Raw genomic sequence first — 16949 nt, forward strand, 5'->3', positions numbered from 1 at the left:
ACTGTTGAGAGTTCCATCCGATTACCCAAAATTCTCACCCAAAGGGTGGGCGTTCCAAATTCCGGAGCCGCCCGCCATCGTTAGGAACGCCGGCACAAGCCCCCAAGTTAGCCCGCAGACCAGGGAGAGAGCATATGAAAGCCGGATTGGCCGTCTTCATCGCCGCATTATTAGCCGCCGGATCGGCGCTGGCGCAGGCCGGTGCGCCAAGCGGGCGCGGAGCCGTGACCGGCGATCCCGCCGCAAGCTCCGCCACCCCGCATACGGGCTCGCAGACCACGGGGGCCGCCCCCAAGTCAAACCCCAGCGGCAGCGGCACTTCGACCTCGGGCGGGAAAGATGCCAATGGAGATGCCGGCCGGGACAAGATGCCCGACAGCGACCGCACCGTCCGGCCGATGGGCCAGCAGCATCATCCGGAGGACAAGTAGGGCTGCTCTACCTGTCGGCCATGGTGCGTTCGGCGTCCTTCAACTGTGCGCGCAGCACCGGCAGGTGCTCGTGCGCGAAGGCGGCGAGCGCTGGATTGTCAGGCGTCCTCAGATAGCGCTCGAGCAGGGCGATCGTGGATTCGTATTCGGGAATCTGCGCGGCATAGAAACTCCGGACATAGGCCGGCCCATCCGTATCATCGGGCTTGGCGAGACTGATGCCGGCCGATTTTGTCACGCACGGCTCGGTGCCGATGGCGTCCTGAATCTCCTTGAGCGCCTTGTCGCGCTTGGCCGCCTCTTCGGCGCGCAAGGCGGCAAGGTTCTTCACCTCCGCATTGCCGTTCAGGTCGGTGCTCTCCAGCAGGCCCTGCTGGAAGCGGCTGAAGGCGTAGAGGCCGCTGATGACGTCCGTCGCGTCAGGCGCGCGATCACCGCGCACCTGCTCGCCGGTGCTGTCGGCAAGAGCTGCGGTGCCTATGAAGGCCAGGACGATCGCGACAAATATCCGCATGAGGATCCAATGACTTGTAACGTGCGAAGTTCCGGCGGAGGTTACGATCATGTAAGGGCGGTTGCAGGGCGCGGGTTCCATGCCCACGTCCTACCCATGAAACAGTCTGACATCTTCAGGGACAACGCCGAGAACTGCCTGCAATTGGCCGAGCGCTCGGAAGGGCAACCCGCTTATAATCGCTATTCGCGCATGGCGGATGCCTGGATGGCTTTGGCAAAAGAGCAGGACTGGCTCGATGGCGAAGTCCCGCCCGTTAAGGTCAGCATCCTGCAAAGTCAGAGTGCCTGACCGCTCTCGTTTCCGTGAGTCCCATCCGTGAGTCCCAGTGTGAGACCGCTCACGGATTGAGCGGCACCAATCAACCATCATCCGTGAACAGTCGATCGCGTTGATTTTTCCGATTCCAGAAGGAGGTTTTGCGATGGCTCCGCGTCTGGCACTTTTCTCACTCATTCTCGCCTTTGGCGTTTCGGTCGCGTTCGCGACGGCGACGACGGTCCGGCAGGTGCATCAGGAGAACGCATCCGTGGCGGTGCATGCGGCGCATAGCTAGCGTCGCACACCTTATCGCATGTTCGGAACATTCGACGCACCGGAGCGTAAGCGCTTCGAGGCATCGGAACACGCGAGAGGAAATCATGGCACATTCCGACCACGGCATCGTCAAGGACAAGCGCGCGGAGGATCAGCCGCGCGACAAGCAGCGCGCGCAAACTGCGCACAAGACGGGCCGGAGGGACTCGCCGTCGCGCGAGGCGACGCGCGATCCCAAGCTCAACGATAACAGCAAGACGCCGGGCTCCGGCATGACGCCGGACGATTCTGGCGCTGCGCCGAGCGGCTAATTAAGCGAGGAACGAATCCCCGCACGATGAGTCGACTGATTGCTTCCGGTTGTCATGCCCCCGGTGAGCCGGAAGTAATCTCCAAGGACGGCCCTGGCACCCACCGTGCCGGGGTCGTCGTGCTTGTGAGAGGCTGGAAATCAATCCTCGGCGTCGCCTTCCGGCTTCGTTGTGCTTGAATCGGAAATCATCAGCTGCAGACAGCTCTTCCGGCGAGAGCATGACCTGTTCCGCAGGAGTCCGAAAATGCGTCAATTGAGAATGATAGTCAAATAAAATCAATAGCTTGCGACTTGAAACGTTTTCCCTGCAGGCGCATTTTAAAGACGAAGGGAGACGCGCCATGACGGACAAGGTCAGGTTACCCCGCAAGCTTTCCGAGGAACCCGAAGCACCAAAGCCGGTGCGGCCGAGCCATCAGAAGGTCATTGAGCAAGTCGAGCGCTGGGCCAACAGCCCGGGCCTGCAACCCCCGAGGACCGACGACGCGTAGACCGTCGGGGAAGTAGGGTTTGTGATGCTACGGGAAGACGCCGCGGCTTCTCGCTGATCGCCCTCAGCGTTCAGCCGGCGTGGTTTGGGTGGTGATGCGAAGCTTCCGCCTCAACCACCACGCTGACACCGAGACAGCAGCCCATACCAGGATGGCGGCTGCGAATGCCCCGGTCACGTTAGCCGCAACCAGGGCGTAGAAGGTCGCGGCGAACGCCGCAAGACCGAGGCTCCCAAGGCCGGCACCCGCAGCATCGAGAGCTGCAGCCTGCTGCCCGCGTCTCCGCCCCGAGAGTCCCGCCTTCTCTTTGGCCCGGCGCTCGTGGCTTTCGATCAGCGTCGCGCTGGCGCAGAAGATGGCAGGAAGCGCGAGGAAGAGCCCGCCGACGGCGACGCCATACTGTGTGCTCACGACGCCTGCGAAAACCGTCGCCAGTCCGCCGAGCAGGAAGCGAACGCTGTACTCGTACCAGCGCGTTTGCTTCAGGGACGACGATGACAGTTTGACCAGCATCAGGCGGCGCCTCCGAAACCCGCGAGCAGGGCAAAGGCAACCGCAAGCCATACGACGGAAGCGACAATGGTGGCTGGTAGCGCCGCTAGTCGAAACCTCATCAGGAGATGGCAGACGGCGAGGCTGTAGCAAGCGAGAGCTGCCGCGCCATAGATCATGGTCCAGCTTTCCGCCGCAGCATATTGCGGGCCGTGTTGGACGACAGCGATGCCCAGCGTCGCCAGTGCCACCGATGGCGCGGCACCGAGCAGGCCGCCAAAGCTTTTGGGCCGCAACATATCGCCGAGGATCGCGAAGGCGGACACGATCATGCCGCCGGCGATGAAGCGGAGAACGTACTCGGTCATGATCGGGCCCGCCGATCCGGGGGCTTCCTGCTGCGATTCGTGAGCGTCCATGGCCTCATCATCCGCTCGATGACGATGCCCAGGGTGAAGCCTGCGACCACATCGCTGGCCCAATGCGCAAGCAAGGCGACGCGCGTTAGCGAAAGCCCCACGGCGATGAAGCGCACGAGACGTCGGCGGGCGGGCGGCAGCAGGCCGGCCGCGGATGCCAGCGCGCCCATATGCACGGCATGGCCGGACGGAAAGGCATCGCGCGCCCGTCCGGAGAACGGGATGCCGCGGCGATGGCCTCGTACCGTGAGCCGGTCCGGCCTGACCTGATCGAACGCGGATTTGAGGATGTGGGGCAGTATCGCCGTCACCAGCGACACCGCGAGGATGTGGTTGGCCGCATTGCGCTCTTCGGCAGAGCGATGCCTGGTGTAGAGCCAACCCGCAGCGGCGAGAGCGAGCAGCACATGTTCATCCGCGCCCCAGGTCAGCGCTTCGACAGCCTCCTCGATCTGCGGGTTGGTGCGACCTGCGATCTCATTCGCGATCGCGGTATCGATCCGTGTGGGTTTGACTGCTACGAGCGCCATCGATCCCCAGGTCGGCGAAAGGTTCTCCATGACAGTTTTGTAAAGCCGAACACCGACGATTGTTCCTGAGCCGAGGCGTTACGGCTGTCCCGATCCGCCCGCGGAGCCGTAGACCTGGCCGGTTGCATAACTCGCATCAGCAGCTGCGAGCTGCACGTAGATCGAGGCGAGTTCGGCGGGCTGACCGGGGCGGCCGAGTGGCGTCATGCCGCCAAACTTTTCGAGCTTCTCCATGGTGGCGCCGCCCGAAACCTGGAGCGGCGTCCAGATCGGCCCCGGCGCAACGCCGTTGACGCGAATGCCCCTAGAGGCGAGCTGCTTTGCCAATGACTTCACGTAATTCATGGTCGCCGCCTTGGTCTGCGCGTAATCGTAGAGATCCGGCGAGGGATCGTAAGCCTGCTCGGATGTAGTGGCGACGATGCAGGATCCGGGCTTGAGATGCGTCAGCGCCGCCTTGATGATCCAGAACGGCGCATAGATGTTGGTCTTCATGGTGGCATCAAAATCCTCTGGCGAGACGTCGAGGATGGAGGCGCGCGCCTGCTGTCGCGCCGCGTTGTTGACGATGATGTCGAGCCCGCCGAGGCCCTGCACGGCCTGCTCGACCAGCTTCCTGCAGAAGGCTTCCTCCTTGAGGTCGCCGGGGATTGCGAGGCCGGTGCGGCCTTCCTTCTTGATCAATGCGATCACCTCCTGCGCGTCGGGCTCCTCCGCAGGGAGATAGTTGATGGCGACGTCGGCGCCCTCGCGCGCGTACGCGATCGCGGCCGCGCGGCCCATGCCGGAATCGCCGTCGGTGATCAGCGCCTTGCGTCCGGCGAGCCGCCCGGAGCCCTTGTAGCTGGCCTCGCCATGGTCAGGTCGCGGCTCCATCCTGCCGGCGAGGCCGGGCCAGGGCTGCGACTGCTTCTTGAACGGCGGCTTCGGATAGCGGGTGAGGGGATCGATCAGGTCGTGCTCGGCCATATCAGTGCTTCCTTTCGCCCTCGAAGATGCCAGCGAAGCCGCAAGTCTTACTTCGACTGTCCGACGCTCGGCGCCCTGCCAAGCTCCTTGGCCATGTCGAGATGATGCCGGAGTGCTGGCAGCGTCTTGTTGGCCCAATCCTTCAGCGCGGCATTGTCGCCGCCCTTGGCATAGCGATCGAACAGCGAGGTCGCGTCCTCGTGGGCGCTGACCTGATAGGAATCATAGTCCGAGCTGAAGTCCTTGCCCGAGGCACTCTTGAGCTTGTCCAGCTTGCTCTGGTGCGAGCTGTCGAGTGCAGTCGGCAGTGTCGCCTGCACCTTGCCATCGCCGACGAGGGCCTTCAGCTCGCCGCTGGTCTTGGTGTGGTCGGTCACCATCTGCTGCGCGAAGCTCTTCTCCTGCGCGTTGCCCTTCTGCTCGGCGAGCTTGCTCGATTCGATCTCGAACATGTCGCTGACGGCGACCTCCTTGACGAAATCGGCGGTGGTCGGTGCGACGCCCAACGCCGAGTTGACGCCGGTCTTCTCACCTAACGACTGCGCGAGAGCAGGGCCTGCGAGCAGCACGCAGGCAAAGGCGATGACGGTACGTTTCATGGTCCGGTCCCTCTGATTGGCCACGCGGCCTTTGCCGCGCGGATCTTTGCGGCGACCAACACGGGCCCCGGGGCCGATGTTCCTAATCCGTCGGATGGCGGCCGGTGCGGGGATTGATCGGGTCGGTCGGCTTGCGCCGCAGCCGTTCCGGCAGGAACGGCTCGGATGGCGAGGCCGACGGCTCGGCGCGCACGTCGGCATGGCGCTGGGCCCGTTCATGCGGCGTCTGGTTGGTGTTGATCTGGCGCTTCACGTCGACGCCGTCGACGGGATCGTTGACGCCATGCTGAATGTCACGGAAGTCGCTCATGGTTCACCTCATTCCTTTCCGGGCAGGATCTTTTCCAGCACTTGCCGGGCCGCTCCCTTGATCACGCCGGTCTCGTCAGGATCGCCCTTCATCAAGGCGAGCGAGAAATTCTTCGCCTGCTGCAGGGTGATGTGCGGCGGCAGCGGCGGTACTTCGGGATCGGTCTTCACCTCCAGCACGACGGGCATCTCGCTTGCCAGCGCCTGTTCCCAGGCCGAGGCGAGCAGTTGCGGGCGGTCGACGAAGATGCCGGTGAGGCCGATCATCTCGGCGAAGCGCGAATAGGGCACGTCGGGGATGCGCTGCGAGGCCTCGAATTTGGGGTCGCCATTGATGATGCGCTGCTCCCAGGTCACCTGGTTGAGGTCTTCGTTGTTGAAGACGCAGACGACGAAGCGCGGATCGCGCCATGATCGCCAGTATTTCGCGGCGGTGATCAGCTCGGCCATGTTGTTCATCTGCATCGCGCCGTCGCCGACCAGCGCGATGACAGGCCGGTCCGGATCGGCATATTTCGCGGCGAGCGCGTAGGGCACCGCGGCGCCCATCGAGGCGAGGCCGCCGGAGAGCGAAGCCGTCATGCCGCGCCGGATCTTGAGATCGCGCGCAAACCAGTTGGCGCAGGAGCCGGAATCGCTGGTGATGATGGCGCGCTCTGGCAGGCGCGACGACAGCTCCCAGGCGACGAGCTGCGGATTGATCGGCGCGGCGGGCTGATGCGCACGGTCGTCCAGCGTCTTCCACCATCTGGCGACGTTGTCCTCGATGCCCTTCCGCCAGGCGCCGTCGCTCTTGGGCGCGAGCCGGGGCAGCAGGCTCCGCAAGGTCTCCGCGGCATCGCCGACGAGGCTGACTTCCATGGGGAAGCGGATCGACGTCATGCCGGCATCGATATCGATCTGCACGCCGCGCGCGGCGCCTTCCCTTGGAAGGAATTCTGCGTAGGGGAATGCAGAGCCGACCATCAGCAGCGTGTCGCATTCCATCATCATGTTGTAGCTGGGCTCGGTGCCGAGCAGGCCGATCGAGCCCGTCACCCACGGCAGGTCGTCCGGCAGCGCCGCCTTGCCGAGCAGCGCCTTGGCGCAGCCGGCGGACAGGCGGTCGGCGACCGCGATCACCTCGTCGGTGGCATGCAGCGCGCCGGCGCCGATCAGCATCGCGACCTTCTGGCCGGCGTTGAGAACCTCCGCGGCATGATCGAGTTCGGCTTCGCGAGGGATCACGCATGGGGCACTGTAGCCGACACCGGAATGCAGGGTGCCGTGGGCACGGGGCGGTCCTTCGTACGGCTCTTCCTGGAGGTCGTTGGGGAGTATGATCGCAGTCGGGGTCCGGCGTGCGAGCGCGATGCGCACCGCGCGATCGATCAGGTGCCGCACCTGGGCGGGTGAGGACGCTTGCGCGACATACGCGCCGGCGACGTCCTTGAACATCGAGACGAGGTCGAGTTCCTGCTGATAGCTTCCGCCGAGCGCGTTTCGCGCCTGCTGGCCGACGATCGCCAGCACCGGCTGGTGATCCAGCAGTGCATCGTAGAGCCCCGTGATCAGATGTGAGGCACCAGGTCCCGATGTCGCGATGCAGACGCCAAGCTCGCCGGAAAATTTCGCATAGGCGCTGGCCATGAACGCCGCCATCTCCTCGTGCCTGGCCTGCACGAAATCGATCTTGGCCTCGGCCCGGTTCATGGCGCCGAACACGCCGTTGATGCCGTCGCCGGGGTAACCGAAGATATGGCGGACGCCCCACTGATGCAGACGCTGGACGATGAAGTCGGAGACGGTCTGGGACATCGTGGACGGCTCCCGGTTTCCTGATCTGACATCAAGAACAGCGCGTTCCCGGCGATGTTCCTGTTGGCCGCAGGCGCCTTCTGGAACGATCACCCCTTCACGCAAGTTGATTCACACATTGGCTGAGTGGAGGATCCAAATGTTGAATCAAGGCGAACTGGATCGCGCCGAGATGGGCCGTCTGATCGGCAGCGACAAGGTCGAGGGAACGTCGGTTTACGGCGCGGATCGCAACCGGATCGGTTCGATCGAACGCGTGATGATCGACAAGATCAGCGGCAAGGTGTCCTATGCTGTGCTCGGCTTTGGTGGATTTCTGGGCCTCGGCAACGATCACTATCCCTTGCCCTGGCAGTCGCTGAAATACGACACCGAGCTCGGCGGCTATGTCACCGGAATCACTGCGAAGGCCCTTGAAGGGGCGCCGAAGTATGGCGCGCGCAGCGATTGGAACTGGAGCGATGACGCCGCGACGCGCAGCATCAACGCCTATTACGGTGTTCCCTTCGCCTAACCGGTTGGCGGAGAGACAGAGGGAGATCAGATGAGCCAGGAAAAGCCCACCGACGATCCCCGGCAGCAGAATGACTGGGGATCGCACGCCCAGACGGACAAGCCCTGGAAGGGTAATCCGGAGAAGGAGCAGAGGTCCGGCGAGAAAAGGCCGGACCTGGAGAAATGGCACGAGACCAAGACGCACTGAACAAGACGCACTGAACAAGACGCATTGAACAAATGCGCAGGCAAATTTGTGGGCGCGGTACAGATGGTGCCGCGCTTCTTTTTTGCGCAATGCATTCACGAATGAGAGCGGTGCTCCCGCAACCCGGAACCATGCCTTAAGGCTACGGTTAGGCTCCCGGTGTGCACGCATGGCAAAGCCGTTCGCTGCATAGTTTCGATCGAGGTGTTCGCAGTGGATGCTCAAACCCGGGAGCGCGGGCCGTCCGCGGAGCAACCGCAGAAGCTGGAAGCTCCAAAGAATTCGCCGGACCCCGAGCGCCAGACCAGGGATCAGTCCGGGAAGCCGGCCAAGACCCCGTCGCTGCGCGAGCGGCTCCGCGAGCACTGGCTGCTCGCGACCGTTGGCGCCGTCGTGCTGATCGCAGCGCTGGCCGGCGGTCTGCTCTATTGGCTCGAGGTCCGCCACTACGAATCTACCGACGACGCCTTTGTCGCCGCGCGCAGCTTTTCCGTGGCCTCGAAGGTCGGCGGCTACGTGACTGATATCCCGGTCACGGACAACCAGCATGTCAACGCCGGCGATCTCCTCGCCAAGATCGACGAGCGCGACTATCGCATCGCCGTCGATCAGGCAGCGGCGCAAGTAGAGGTCTCCAAGGCCAACATCGCCAATGTCGAGGCGCAGATCGATTCCCAGCAGGAGCAGATCAAGCAGGCCCAGGCCCAGCTCGAGCAGGCGCAGGCCCAGCTTCAGTTCTCGCAGGAGGAATTTGCGCGCGCCCAGAATCTGGTCGAGAAGGGCGCCGGCACCGTGCAGCGCCAGCAGCAGACCCGCTCCGATCTTCAGGCCCAGCAAGCCAACACCGAGCGCGCCAAGACCGCGGTGATAGCCGCGCAACTCGGGATCAAGACGCTGCAAGCCCAGCTCGAAGGTGCCAAGGCGCAGCTCGAGCAGTTCCAGGCTCAGCTCGATCAAGCGAAGCTAAACCTGCAATATACCAGTGTTGTCGCCGCGCAGTCCGGCCGCGTCGTCAAGCTCTCCGGCGCCAAGGGTACGTTCGTGACCGCAGGCCAGAGCCTGATGATGTTCGTGCCCGATGATGTCTGGATCGTCGCCAACTACAAGGAGACCCAGCTCGCCGACATGCGACCTGGCCAGCCGGTGGAGATCCGCATCGATGCCTATCCCGGGCGGAAGCTGACCGGCCATGTCGATTCCGTGCAGCCGGGCTCCGGCACCGCTTTCAGCCTGCTCCCGGCGGAGAATGCAACGGGCAATTACGTCAAGGTGGTGCAGCGCGTGCCGGTGAAAATCGTGGTCGACAATTGGCCGGCCGATCTGCCTGTTGGTCCCGGCATGTCGGTCGTGCCCTGGACCAGGGTGCGATGACGGACGCCACGCAAGACGGCGCATCTGCCGGCGGCTGGTCGCCGGAACGCTCGGCGGCCGGCGGCCATAATCCATATCTCATCGCTTTCGTGGTCTCGATCGCGACTTTCATGGAGGTGCTCGACACCACCATCGCCAATGTCGCGCTGCGCCACATCGCAGGCGGGCTCGCGGTCGGCATCGACGAGAGCACCTACGTCATCACCAGCTATCTGGTCGCCAATGCCATCGTGCTGTCGATCTCAGGCTGGCTGTCGACCGTGATGGGCCGCAAGCGCTTCTACATGATCTGCGTGGCGACCTTTTCGGTGGCCTCGCTGTTGTGCGGCCTCGCCTGGAGCTTGCAGGCGCTTGTGTTGTTCCGGATTCTGCAGGGGCTGGGCGGTGGTGGCATGGCGACCAGCGAGCAGGCGATCCTCGCTGATTCTTTTCCGCCGCAAAAACGCGGCCAGGCGTTTGCGATCTATGGCGTCGCAGTCGTGGTCGCCCCAGTGATTGGCCCGACGCTCGGCGGTTGGATTACTGATACCTACTCCTGGCACTGGGTGTTCCTGATCAACGTGCCGATGGGTCTGATCTCGCTGTTCCTGGTCGGCACGCTGGTCAAGGAGCCGTCGGGCGCGGAAGAGGAGAGGGCGGAGCTGCTGAGCAAAGGCCTGCGCGTCGACTACATCGGCTTCCTGCTGGTCGCGATCGGGCTCGGTGCACTCGAATTCGTGCTTGACGAAGGCCAGCGCAATGATTGGTTCGGATCGAACATGATCCTGTCCTTTGCACTGCTTGCCGCCTTCAGCCTGCTCGCATTGATCCCGTGGGAGTTGATGCGGGATGATCCGATCGTCGACATCCGCCTGCTCGGCAGGCGCCAGTTCGGGTCCTGTTTCCTGGTCATGCTTGGCACATTTGCGGTGCTGATCTCAACGACGCAGCTATTGCCGCAGCTCTTGCAGACGGAGCTTGGCTACACCGCCATGCTCGCGGGACTGGTGCTGTCGCCGAGCGGCGTCGTGACGATGATGTTGATGCCGGTGGCGGGACGACTGGTCACGATGGTGCAGCCGAAATATCTGATCATGTTCGGCGCTGCGACGGCCGCGCTTTCGATGTGGCATCTGACCGGGCTTACCGGAGACATCAGCTACGGCTACGCCGCGCTGGCGCGAATCTATCTCGCGGTCGCTCTTCCCTTCCTATTCCTTCCGGTGACGACGGCATCCTATGACGGCTTGCCACCCGAGAAGACCAACCAGGCCTCCGCCCTGATCAATGTCGCCCGCAACATCGGTGGCTCGATGGGCGTGGCGCTGGCGCAAACGCTCTTGGCGCAACGCCAGCAATTCCATCAGAGTCGCCTGATCGAGCACGCCGCGCCGTCCGATCTCGGCTATCAGCAAACCATCGACGCAATGACGCGCTTCTTCCAGGCCCAAGGCTCGAACGCAACGGACGCTGCCTCGCAAGCGATCGCCTGGATCGGCCAGACCCTCCAGCAGCAGATCGATCTTCTTGCTTATATCGACGTGTTCTGGACGCTTGCCATTATTGCGGCGTTGTTGATCCCGATTGCCGCGGTCATCCGACCGGTCGATTTGCGCTCGCCGGCGCGAGGGCACTAGGCAGCATCAGCTCCTCGCCGCCCCGGTCCCGCATGAACGTGCACCTGCTTCGCATGTAGCGCCTCGCCGCATTCCGAGCACACCATCACGGGATCGAACAGCTTGCCGCAACTCTTGTGCTCGTGCAGCAGCGGGCGGCCGCGCTCGTCACCCATGTGGGTGTCGCCCCAATGCACCATCGCCATGATGATCGGATAGAGATCGAGCCCCTTCTGCGTGAGGATGTATTCGTAGCGCTTGGGAGACTCGGAATAGGGGACGCGGCGCAGGATGCCGAAGCGGACCAGCTTCTTCAGTCGCTCCGACAGAAGATGACGCGTGATCTGGAGCGACGACTGGAATGCCTCGAAGCGGCGTACGCGCAAGAAGCATTCGCGCAGGATCAAGAGCGTCCAGCGGTCGCCGACCACGGCGACGGTGCGGGAGAGCGAGCAGGGCTCCTCGTCCAGCGTATCCCACTTCATGATCCCGTCTCCGGCCTTGGCGCCATAGGTCTGAAAAAAGAACTGACTTGAATGATCAGGGGTATTTCTAGAGAAACTTAGCATCCGACGTCAAAGTTTGACAGTTCTATTTTAGAACTATAGCCTCCCGGCCCAATCACATGCTGTCACCGGAGGAGGCGACCTTGCCCAAGCGAAACGCGACCGCGGCCGTGATCGGGGCCGGCGATTTCATCGGCTCCGAGATTGCCAAGAAATTCGCCGCCGAAGGCTTTTCGATCTATGCGGGCCGCCGCAACGGCGACAAGCTCGCGCCGCTGGTGAAGGACATCGAGGCCGCCGGCGGCGAGATCCACGCGCGCTCGCTGGATGCGCGCAAGGAGGAGGAGGTCATCTCCTTCCTCGACGATGCCGACAAGCATGCGCCGCTGGAGGTCTGCATCTTCAATGTCGGCGCCAACGTCAATTTTCCGATCCTCGACACCTCCGAGCGCGTGTTTCGCAAGGTCTGGGAGATGGCCTGCTATTCAGGCTTCCTCGCAGGGCGCGAGGCAGCGCGGCTGATGCTGCCGCGCGGCGGCGGCAAGATCTTCTTCACCGGTGCGACGGCGTCCTTGCGCGGCGGCAGCGGCTATGCGGCGTTTGCCAGTGCCAAGTTCGGACTGCGTGCGGTGGCGCAGGCGATGGCGCGAGAGCTCGGGCCGAAGAACATTCACGTCGCCCATCTCATCATCGATTCCGGTGTCGATACTGAATGGGTGCGGCAGCGCCGGCTCGAGGCGCTCGGGCCGAATGCGCTTGATAATCCCGATCTGCTGATGCCGCCGTCGGCGGTCGCCGATTCCTATTGGCAGCTCTATCAGCAGCCGAAGAGTGCCTGGACCTTCGAGATGGAGATCCGCCCGTTCGGAGAGAAATGGTGACCGCGGCGCAGAAGTGCGACTAGACTGTCCCCAAGCAGAGCTGAAGCAAAATTCCGGGAGGATATGTACGTGAGGACGGCGATCACCGAACTGTTCGGCATCGAGCACCCCATCATCCAGGGCGGCATGCATTTCGTCGGCTTTGCGGAGCTTGCCGCCGCCGTCTCCAATGCCGGCGGGCTCGGCATCATCACCGGCCTCACGCAGAAAACACCGGAGCTGCTCGCCAAGGAGATCGCGCGTTGCCGCGACATGACCGACAAGCCATTCGGCGTGAACCTCACCTTCCTGCCGGCCTTCTCGGCGCCGCCTTATCCGGAATACATCGCAGCCATCGTCGAGGGCGGCGTCAAGGCGGTGGAGGACCGCGGGCCGCAGCCCGGAGGCCTACATGCCGGCGCTGAAGGCGGCAGGCATCAAGGTGATCCACAAATGCACCTCGGTGCGCCACTCGCTGAAGGCTGAGCGGATCGGCTGCGACGCCGTCAGCGTCGACGGTTTTGAATGCGGCGGCCATCCCGGCGAGGACGACATTCCCAACATGATCCTGCTGCCGCGCGCGGCGGAGGAGTTGAAGATCCCGTTTGTGGCCTCGGGCGGCATGGCCGATGGACGCAGCCTCGTCGCGGCGCTGTCGTTGGGTGCTGCCGGCATGAACATGGGCACGCGTTTCATCGCGACCAAGGAAGCACCTGTCCATCAGAACGTGAAGAACGCGTTGGTCGCGGCGACCGAACTCGACACCCGCCTGATCATGCGGGCCCTGCGCAACACCGAGCGCGTGCTGAAGAATGCGAATGTCGACCGCCTGCTCGAGGTCGAGCGCGAGAAGGGCGCCAAGCTGACCATCGACGACATCCACGACCAGGTCGCGGGTGTCTATCCCAAGGTCATGCTGGACGGGCAGATGGATGCCGGCGCCTGGAGCTGTGGCATGGTCGCAGGCCTTATCCACGACATCCCCTCCTGCAAGGAACTCGTCGATCGCATCATGACCGAGGCGGAACAAATCATCCGCAGCCGGCTTATGGGGTTCCTGGACGGGACGAGTGCAACGCGAAAGGTCGCTTGACATCGCCTAACTTCTTAACCACGGCGGCAGTTGACCGCTGGAATTGCACGCGGCGCCTCCTAGATAGACGCAGATTACTCCTTTAATAATCAATTTCAGGAGGCGTCCGTGGTCCTGAAAAGCGTTCCTTTCGCTGTTGCCGTTGCCCTCGTGCTTGCATGGGGCAGCATCGCACGCGCTGACGACTACAAGCCTGATGAATACCTTGGCCTTGACCTCTCCAAGGCCGTGCTGTCACCGAAGCGGCTCGGACCCGAGACGCATTTTGCTCCAGTCGCGCTAGAGGCGAAGGGCGGCACCGAGGCGCAGGCTCGCGCCGAGCCGGTCGACGTGCCTAAGAAGGTTGCGGCGGAGCGCGTGCACGTCTCCGAGCCGAAGGTGGCGCACGCGAAGAGCGCGCAGCCGCGCGGGGCAGCCCGCACCAAGCTCGCGCATCGTCACGGCAATCCGCTGGACGCACAGGCGATGGACACGCGTATCCAGACCTGGCCGTGTCGTTCCGGTGGCATCTGTAACTGGAAGCGCTGACCAGTTCGAGAACGTCATCCCCGCGTCGTAAAATCGTAGGCGCAGAGTCAAGAAACCGTAAGGGTAGGAGTCAAGGAGCGCAGGCACCTTCCGTCGCGATTCGACGAAGGTTTCCTGAATGGCAACGCTCCGCGCTTCACGCGCATGGACCCGGCGACAGTTCCTGGTCCGCTCCAGCCTCGCCGTCGCCTCGCTCGCAAAGCCGAGCATCAGCCGTGCCGCCGATCGCCCGCAGATCGCGGGCGGCATCCAGTCCGGCGACGTCTCGGACGGCTCTGCCGTGATCTGGGCGCGCGCGGATCGGCCTGCTCGAATGCAGGTGGAATGCTCGACGGTCGAGAGCTTCAAGACCATCATCGCGTCCGCTTCGCGCGACGCTCTGCCCGACGCAGACTTCACCGCAAAACTGCAGCTCGACGATCTGCCGCCCGGGCAGGACGTCTTCTATCGCGTGCGCTTCGACGACATCGCGAGCGGCATTGCCGGCGAAAGCCGCGTTGGCCATTTCCGCACTGCGCCGGCCGAGGGGCAGTCGATCTCGTTCCTGTGGTCAGGCGATGTCGCGGGGCAGGGCTGGGGCATCGATATCGCGCGAGGCGGCTATCGAAGCTATCGCACCATGCTCGACAACCGCCCGGACTTCTTCATCCACTCCGGCGATCACATCTATGCCGACTGCACGATTTCGTCCGAGCAGAAGCTGCCGAATGGCGAGATCTGGCGCAACGTCGTGACCGAGGACAAAGCGCAAGTCGCGCACACGCTGGCGCAGTTCCGCGGCAACTACAAATACAACCATCTCGACGAGCATTTTCGCGCGTTCCATGCGCAAGTGCCGATGTTCGCGCAATGGGACGATCACGAGGTCACCAACGACTGGTCGCCCGCCGGCAGCTATGACGAAGCCGGCTACGAGGACGACGGCACGCCGCGCCTGGTCGCGCGTGCTCGCCGCGCCTTCTTCGACTTCATGCCGATCCGGGACATCGGCGCGCGCCAGGGCCGGGTCTATCGCAAGATCGCCTACGGCCCGCCGCTCGACGTCTTCATGATCGACATGCGCAGCTATCGCGACGAGACCTGGAACAAGGGCAACGATCATCGCGGCTGGATTCTTGGCGCCGAGCAGCTCGCCTGGCTGAAGCGGGAGCTCGCTGCCTCGCGCGCTACCTGGAAGGTGATCGCGGCAGATTTGCCGATCGGGCTGATCAGCCTCGATGCCGTCGCGCTCGGCGACGGCCCGCCCGACCGCCGCGAGCACGAAATCGCCGATCTGCTTGCGTTCATCAAGCGCGCCTGTATCCGCAACATCGTCTGGCTCACCGCCGACATGCACTACACGGCCGCGCACTACTACGATCCGAACAAGGCCCAGTTCAGCGATTTCGAGCCGTTCTGGGAGTTCGTCTCCGGCCCCCTGCATGCAGGCACTTGGGGCCCCGGCGAGCTCGACAATACGTTTGGCCCCGTAGCGATGTACCGGAACGGGTGCAGCGAAACCCAGGGCGAGAACCTCGCGCCCTGCTTCGGCCTGCAGTTCTTCGGCCGCGTCGACATTGACGGCACAAGCGGCGTGATGACGGTGACCTTGAAGGACGTCGACAACCGCGATCTCTGGTCGGTCGATCTCGTGCCGCAGCCGCAGGCGCGCCCGGCTATGGTGGCGCAGCATTCGTAAAGGGACGGGTCATTCTCACCGTCGTCATGGCCGGGCTTGACCCGGCCATCCACGCCTTCCCCTTGTGGTGTCAAGAACGTGGATGCCCGGGACAAGCCCGGGCATGACGGTGAGGAAGCACCTAACCCGATCTTGATTGGCTGCCGCCCGCCTGCCGCGCTACAGTGGGCCACTCCCGCCATCTCTTTTCCATCATCGAAGAGACTGCTCACGCGGCATCGCCGCGCGCATCCGGCGGGCTGAAATGCTCAGGAGCCTGTTCAATGGACAATCTGAAAACACAGGGCATCAGCATGCCCAAGCTCGGCCTCGGCACCTTCCGCATGCAGGGCGACGCCTGCCGCGCTGCGGTCGAGAGCGCGCTGTCGATCGGCTATCGCCACATCGACACCGCCGAGATGTATGCCAACGAGGAAGCCATCGGCGCCGCGCTGGCTGCGGCCTCCGTGCCGCGCGGCGAGCTGCACATCACGACAAAAGTCTGGCACGAGAACCTGGCGCCGGACGCGATCCGCCGCGCCTTCGATGACAGCCTGAAGAAACTGAGGCTCGACCACGTCGATCTCTATCTGGTGCACTGGCCGTCGAAGTCGGCGAACTGGGGCGCGGTGTTCGAGACCTTGATGAAGCTGAAGGAGAAGGGGCGCACGCGAGCGATCGGTGTCGCCAATTTCACCACGGCGCTGCTCAAGGTCGCGGTCGAGGACGTCAAGGCGCCGATCGCCTGCAATCAGATCGAATATCACGCGATGCTGGATCAATCGAAGTTGCTGGCCTATCTCAACTCCAGGTCGATACCGCTTGTCGCCTATTGCCCGCTCGCGCAGGGGCGCGTTGCATCCGATCCGGTGCTCGCCGAGATCGGCGCGAAACACAACGCAAGCGCGGCGCAAGTGGCGCTGAAATGGCTGCTCGACCAGGATGGTGTCGCCGCGATCCCGAAGGCATCGCGCCGCGAGAGCCAGCAGGCCAATCTGGACGCGCTGAAGATCAAGCTGGATGACGCCGACCGCAACAAGATCGCAGCGCTGCCGAAGGACAGGCGTTGCGTCAATCCGGGCTTCGCACCTGCTTGGGATTAAATGTCGACGCACGTGCAACGTTACCCTCTCCCCCTGTGGGCTATGGGATTCCCGGATTTTGTTCTTGGTTAGCAAGAGCATATCCCTCGAGCGTAGCAGCGAGACGGTTCCAGCCGTCTCGCATGGTCTTTG

Annotated in this window: 22 protein-coding genes and 1 pseudogene; 14 read left to right on the plus strand and 9 right to left on the minus strand. The window is 63.5% G+C overall.

The window, feature by feature from the left end:
* The first annotated feature begins 134 nt into the window (after positions 1–134).
* Complete coding sequence (locus tag ABID59_RS33675) at positions 135–431, plus strand: hypothetical protein (RefSeq protein WP_354086217.1); 297 nt, start codon at positions 135–137, stop codon at positions 429–431.
* 7 nt (positions 432–438) lie between these two features.
* On the opposite strand, the gene ABID59_RS33680 is transcribed toward ABID59_RS33675, so the two are convergent.
* Positions 439–945 (minus strand): DUF4142 domain-containing protein, encoded by a 507-nt coding sequence (locus tag ABID59_RS33680; protein WP_148754582.1) that lies wholly within the window; start codon positions 943–945, stop codon positions 439–441.
* A gap of 96 nt (positions 946–1041) precedes the next feature.
* Here ABID59_RS33680 and ABID59_RS33685 point away from each other — a divergent pair, with 96 nt between their 5' ends.
* The 4 genes from ABID59_RS33685 (at position 1042) to ABID59_RS33700 (ending at position 2286) form a co-directional block, all read left to right on the plus strand.
* Positions 1042–1236: a hypothetical protein gene (locus ABID59_RS33685; protein ID WP_148754581.1), complete on the plus strand. Its 195-nt coding sequence runs from the start codon at positions 1042–1044 to the stop codon at positions 1234–1236.
* A gap of 133 nt (positions 1237–1369) precedes the next feature.
* The gene (locus ABID59_RS33690; RefSeq protein WP_283812778.1) at positions 1370–1501 is read left to right on the plus strand and encodes a hypothetical protein; all 132 of its coding nucleotides are present in this window, start codon (positions 1370–1372) and stop codon (positions 1499–1501) included.
* A gap of 85 nt (positions 1502–1586) precedes the next feature.
* The gene (locus tag ABID59_RS33695; protein ID WP_148754580.1) at positions 1587–1793 is read left to right on the plus strand and encodes a hypothetical protein; all 207 of its coding nucleotides are present in this window, start codon (positions 1587–1589) and stop codon (positions 1791–1793) included.
* Positions 1794–2136: 343 nt separating this feature from the next.
* A complete protein-coding gene (locus ABID59_RS33700; protein WP_187435242.1) occupies positions 2137–2286 on the plus strand; it encodes a hypothetical protein in 150 nt (49 codons plus the stop codon).
* Between the two features lie 63 nt (positions 2287–2349).
* Here the strand turns inward: ABID59_RS33700 and ABID59_RS33705 are convergent, their stop codons facing one another.
* The 7 genes from ABID59_RS33705 to ABID59_RS33735 form a co-directional block, all read right to left on the minus strand.
* The gene (locus ABID59_RS33705; RefSeq protein ID WP_354086218.1) at positions 2350–2799 is read right to left on the minus strand and encodes a DUF3147 family protein; all 450 of its coding nucleotides are present in this window, start codon (positions 2797–2799) and stop codon (positions 2350–2352) included.
* Positions 2799–3146 (minus strand): DUF3147 family protein, encoded by a 348-nt coding sequence (locus ABID59_RS33710; protein ID WP_354086219.1) that lies wholly within the window; start codon positions 3144–3146, stop codon positions 2799–2801. The genes ABID59_RS33705 and ABID59_RS33710 overlap by 1 nt, the downstream gene beginning before the upstream one ends.
* Positions 3143–3727, minus strand: coding sequence for a phosphatase PAP2 family protein (locus tag ABID59_RS33715; RefSeq protein ID WP_354086232.1), 585 nt, complete (start codon positions 3725–3727; stop codon positions 3143–3145). Before ABID59_RS33715 ends, ABID59_RS33710 begins: the two co-directional genes overlap by 4 nt.
* Before the next feature lie 78 nt (positions 3728–3805).
* A complete protein-coding gene (locus ABID59_RS33720; RefSeq protein ID WP_354086220.1) occupies positions 3806–4696 on the minus strand; it encodes an SDR family oxidoreductase in 891 nt (296 codons plus the stop codon).
* A 47-nt stretch (positions 4697–4743) separates the two neighbouring features.
* Positions 4744–5295, minus strand: a complete 552-nt coding sequence (locus tag ABID59_RS33725) for a DUF4142 domain-containing protein (protein ID WP_354086221.1) — start codon at positions 5293–5295, stop codon at positions 4744–4746.
* 82 nt (positions 5296–5377) lie between these two features.
* Positions 5378–5605: a hypothetical protein gene (locus tag ABID59_RS33730; RefSeq protein ID WP_128953211.1), complete on the minus strand. Its 228-nt coding sequence runs from the start codon at positions 5603–5605 to the stop codon at positions 5378–5380.
* A gap of 8 nt (positions 5606–5613) precedes the next feature.
* Entirely contained in the window at positions 5614–7401 is a 1788-nt protein-coding gene (locus ABID59_RS33735; RefSeq protein ID WP_354086222.1) for a thiamine pyrophosphate-requiring protein, read from the minus strand.
* A 139-nt stretch (positions 7402–7540) separates the two neighbouring features.
* Between ABID59_RS33735 and ABID59_RS33740 the strand changes: the two genes are divergently transcribed.
* From ABID59_RS33740 to ABID59_RS33755, 4 genes are all read left to right on the plus strand, one after another.
* Positions 7541–7915, plus strand: coding sequence for a PRC-barrel domain-containing protein (locus ABID59_RS33740; protein ID WP_148754573.1), 375 nt, complete (start codon positions 7541–7543; stop codon positions 7913–7915).
* Between the two features lie 30 nt (positions 7916–7945).
* Positions 7946–8104 carry a hypothetical protein gene (locus ABID59_RS33745; protein WP_187435241.1) on the plus strand — a complete coding sequence of 53 codons (159 nt, stop codon included), beginning with the start codon at positions 7946–7948 and terminating at the stop codon, positions 8102–8104.
* A 213-nt stretch (positions 8105–8317) separates the two neighbouring features.
* The gene (locus ABID59_RS33750; protein ID WP_148754572.1) at positions 8318–9475 is read left to right on the plus strand and encodes an HlyD family secretion protein; all 1158 of its coding nucleotides are present in this window, start codon (positions 8318–8320) and stop codon (positions 9473–9475) included.
* Complete coding sequence (locus tag ABID59_RS33755) at positions 9472–11091, plus strand: DHA2 family efflux MFS transporter permease subunit (protein WP_354086223.1); 1620 nt, start codon at positions 9472–9474, stop codon at positions 11089–11091. The genes ABID59_RS33750 and ABID59_RS33755 overlap by 4 nt, the downstream gene beginning before the upstream one ends.
* On the opposite strand, the gene ABID59_RS33760 is transcribed toward ABID59_RS33755, so the two are convergent.
* Positions 11088–11555, minus strand: coding sequence for a winged helix-turn-helix transcriptional regulator (locus ABID59_RS33760; protein ID WP_354086224.1), 468 nt, complete (start codon positions 11553–11555; stop codon positions 11088–11090). The two genes, ABID59_RS33755 and ABID59_RS33760, sit on opposite strands and share 4 nt — an antisense overlap.
* Before the next feature lie 164 nt (positions 11556–11719).
* Between ABID59_RS33760 and ABID59_RS33765 the strand changes: the two genes are divergently transcribed.
* The 5 genes and pseudogenes from ABID59_RS33765 (at position 11720) to ABID59_RS33785 (ending at position 16817) form a co-directional block, all read left to right on the plus strand.
* On the plus strand, positions 11720–12457 hold the full coding sequence (locus tag ABID59_RS33765) for an SDR family oxidoreductase (RefSeq protein ID WP_354086225.1): 738 nt from the start codon (positions 11720–11722) through the stop codon (positions 12455–12457).
* A gap of 69 nt (positions 12458–12526) precedes the next feature.
* A pseudogene (locus ABID59_RS33770) lies at positions 12527–13529 on the plus strand (NAD(P)H-dependent flavin oxidoreductase).
* A 108-nt stretch (positions 13530–13637) separates the two neighbouring features.
* Positions 13638–14057 (plus strand): hypothetical protein, encoded by a 420-nt coding sequence (locus tag ABID59_RS33775; RefSeq protein ID WP_148754567.1) that lies wholly within the window; start codon positions 13638–13640, stop codon positions 14055–14057.
* Positions 14058–14175: 118 nt separating this feature from the next.
* Positions 14176–15735 carry an alkaline phosphatase D family protein gene (locus ABID59_RS33780; protein WP_354086226.1) on the plus strand — a complete coding sequence of 520 codons (1560 nt, stop codon included), beginning with the start codon at positions 14176–14178 and terminating at the stop codon, positions 15733–15735.
* Between the two features lie 263 nt (positions 15736–15998).
* The gene (locus ABID59_RS33785; RefSeq protein ID WP_354086227.1) at positions 15999–16817 is read left to right on the plus strand and encodes an aldo/keto reductase; all 819 of its coding nucleotides are present in this window, start codon (positions 15999–16001) and stop codon (positions 16815–16817) included.
* Positions 16818–16949: the final 132 nt, after the last annotated feature.

Source organism: Bradyrhizobium sp. S3.3.6 (genome assembly GCF_040546905.1).
GTDB lineage: Bacteria > Pseudomonadota > Alphaproteobacteria > Rhizobiales > Xanthobacteraceae > Bradyrhizobium > Bradyrhizobium cytisi.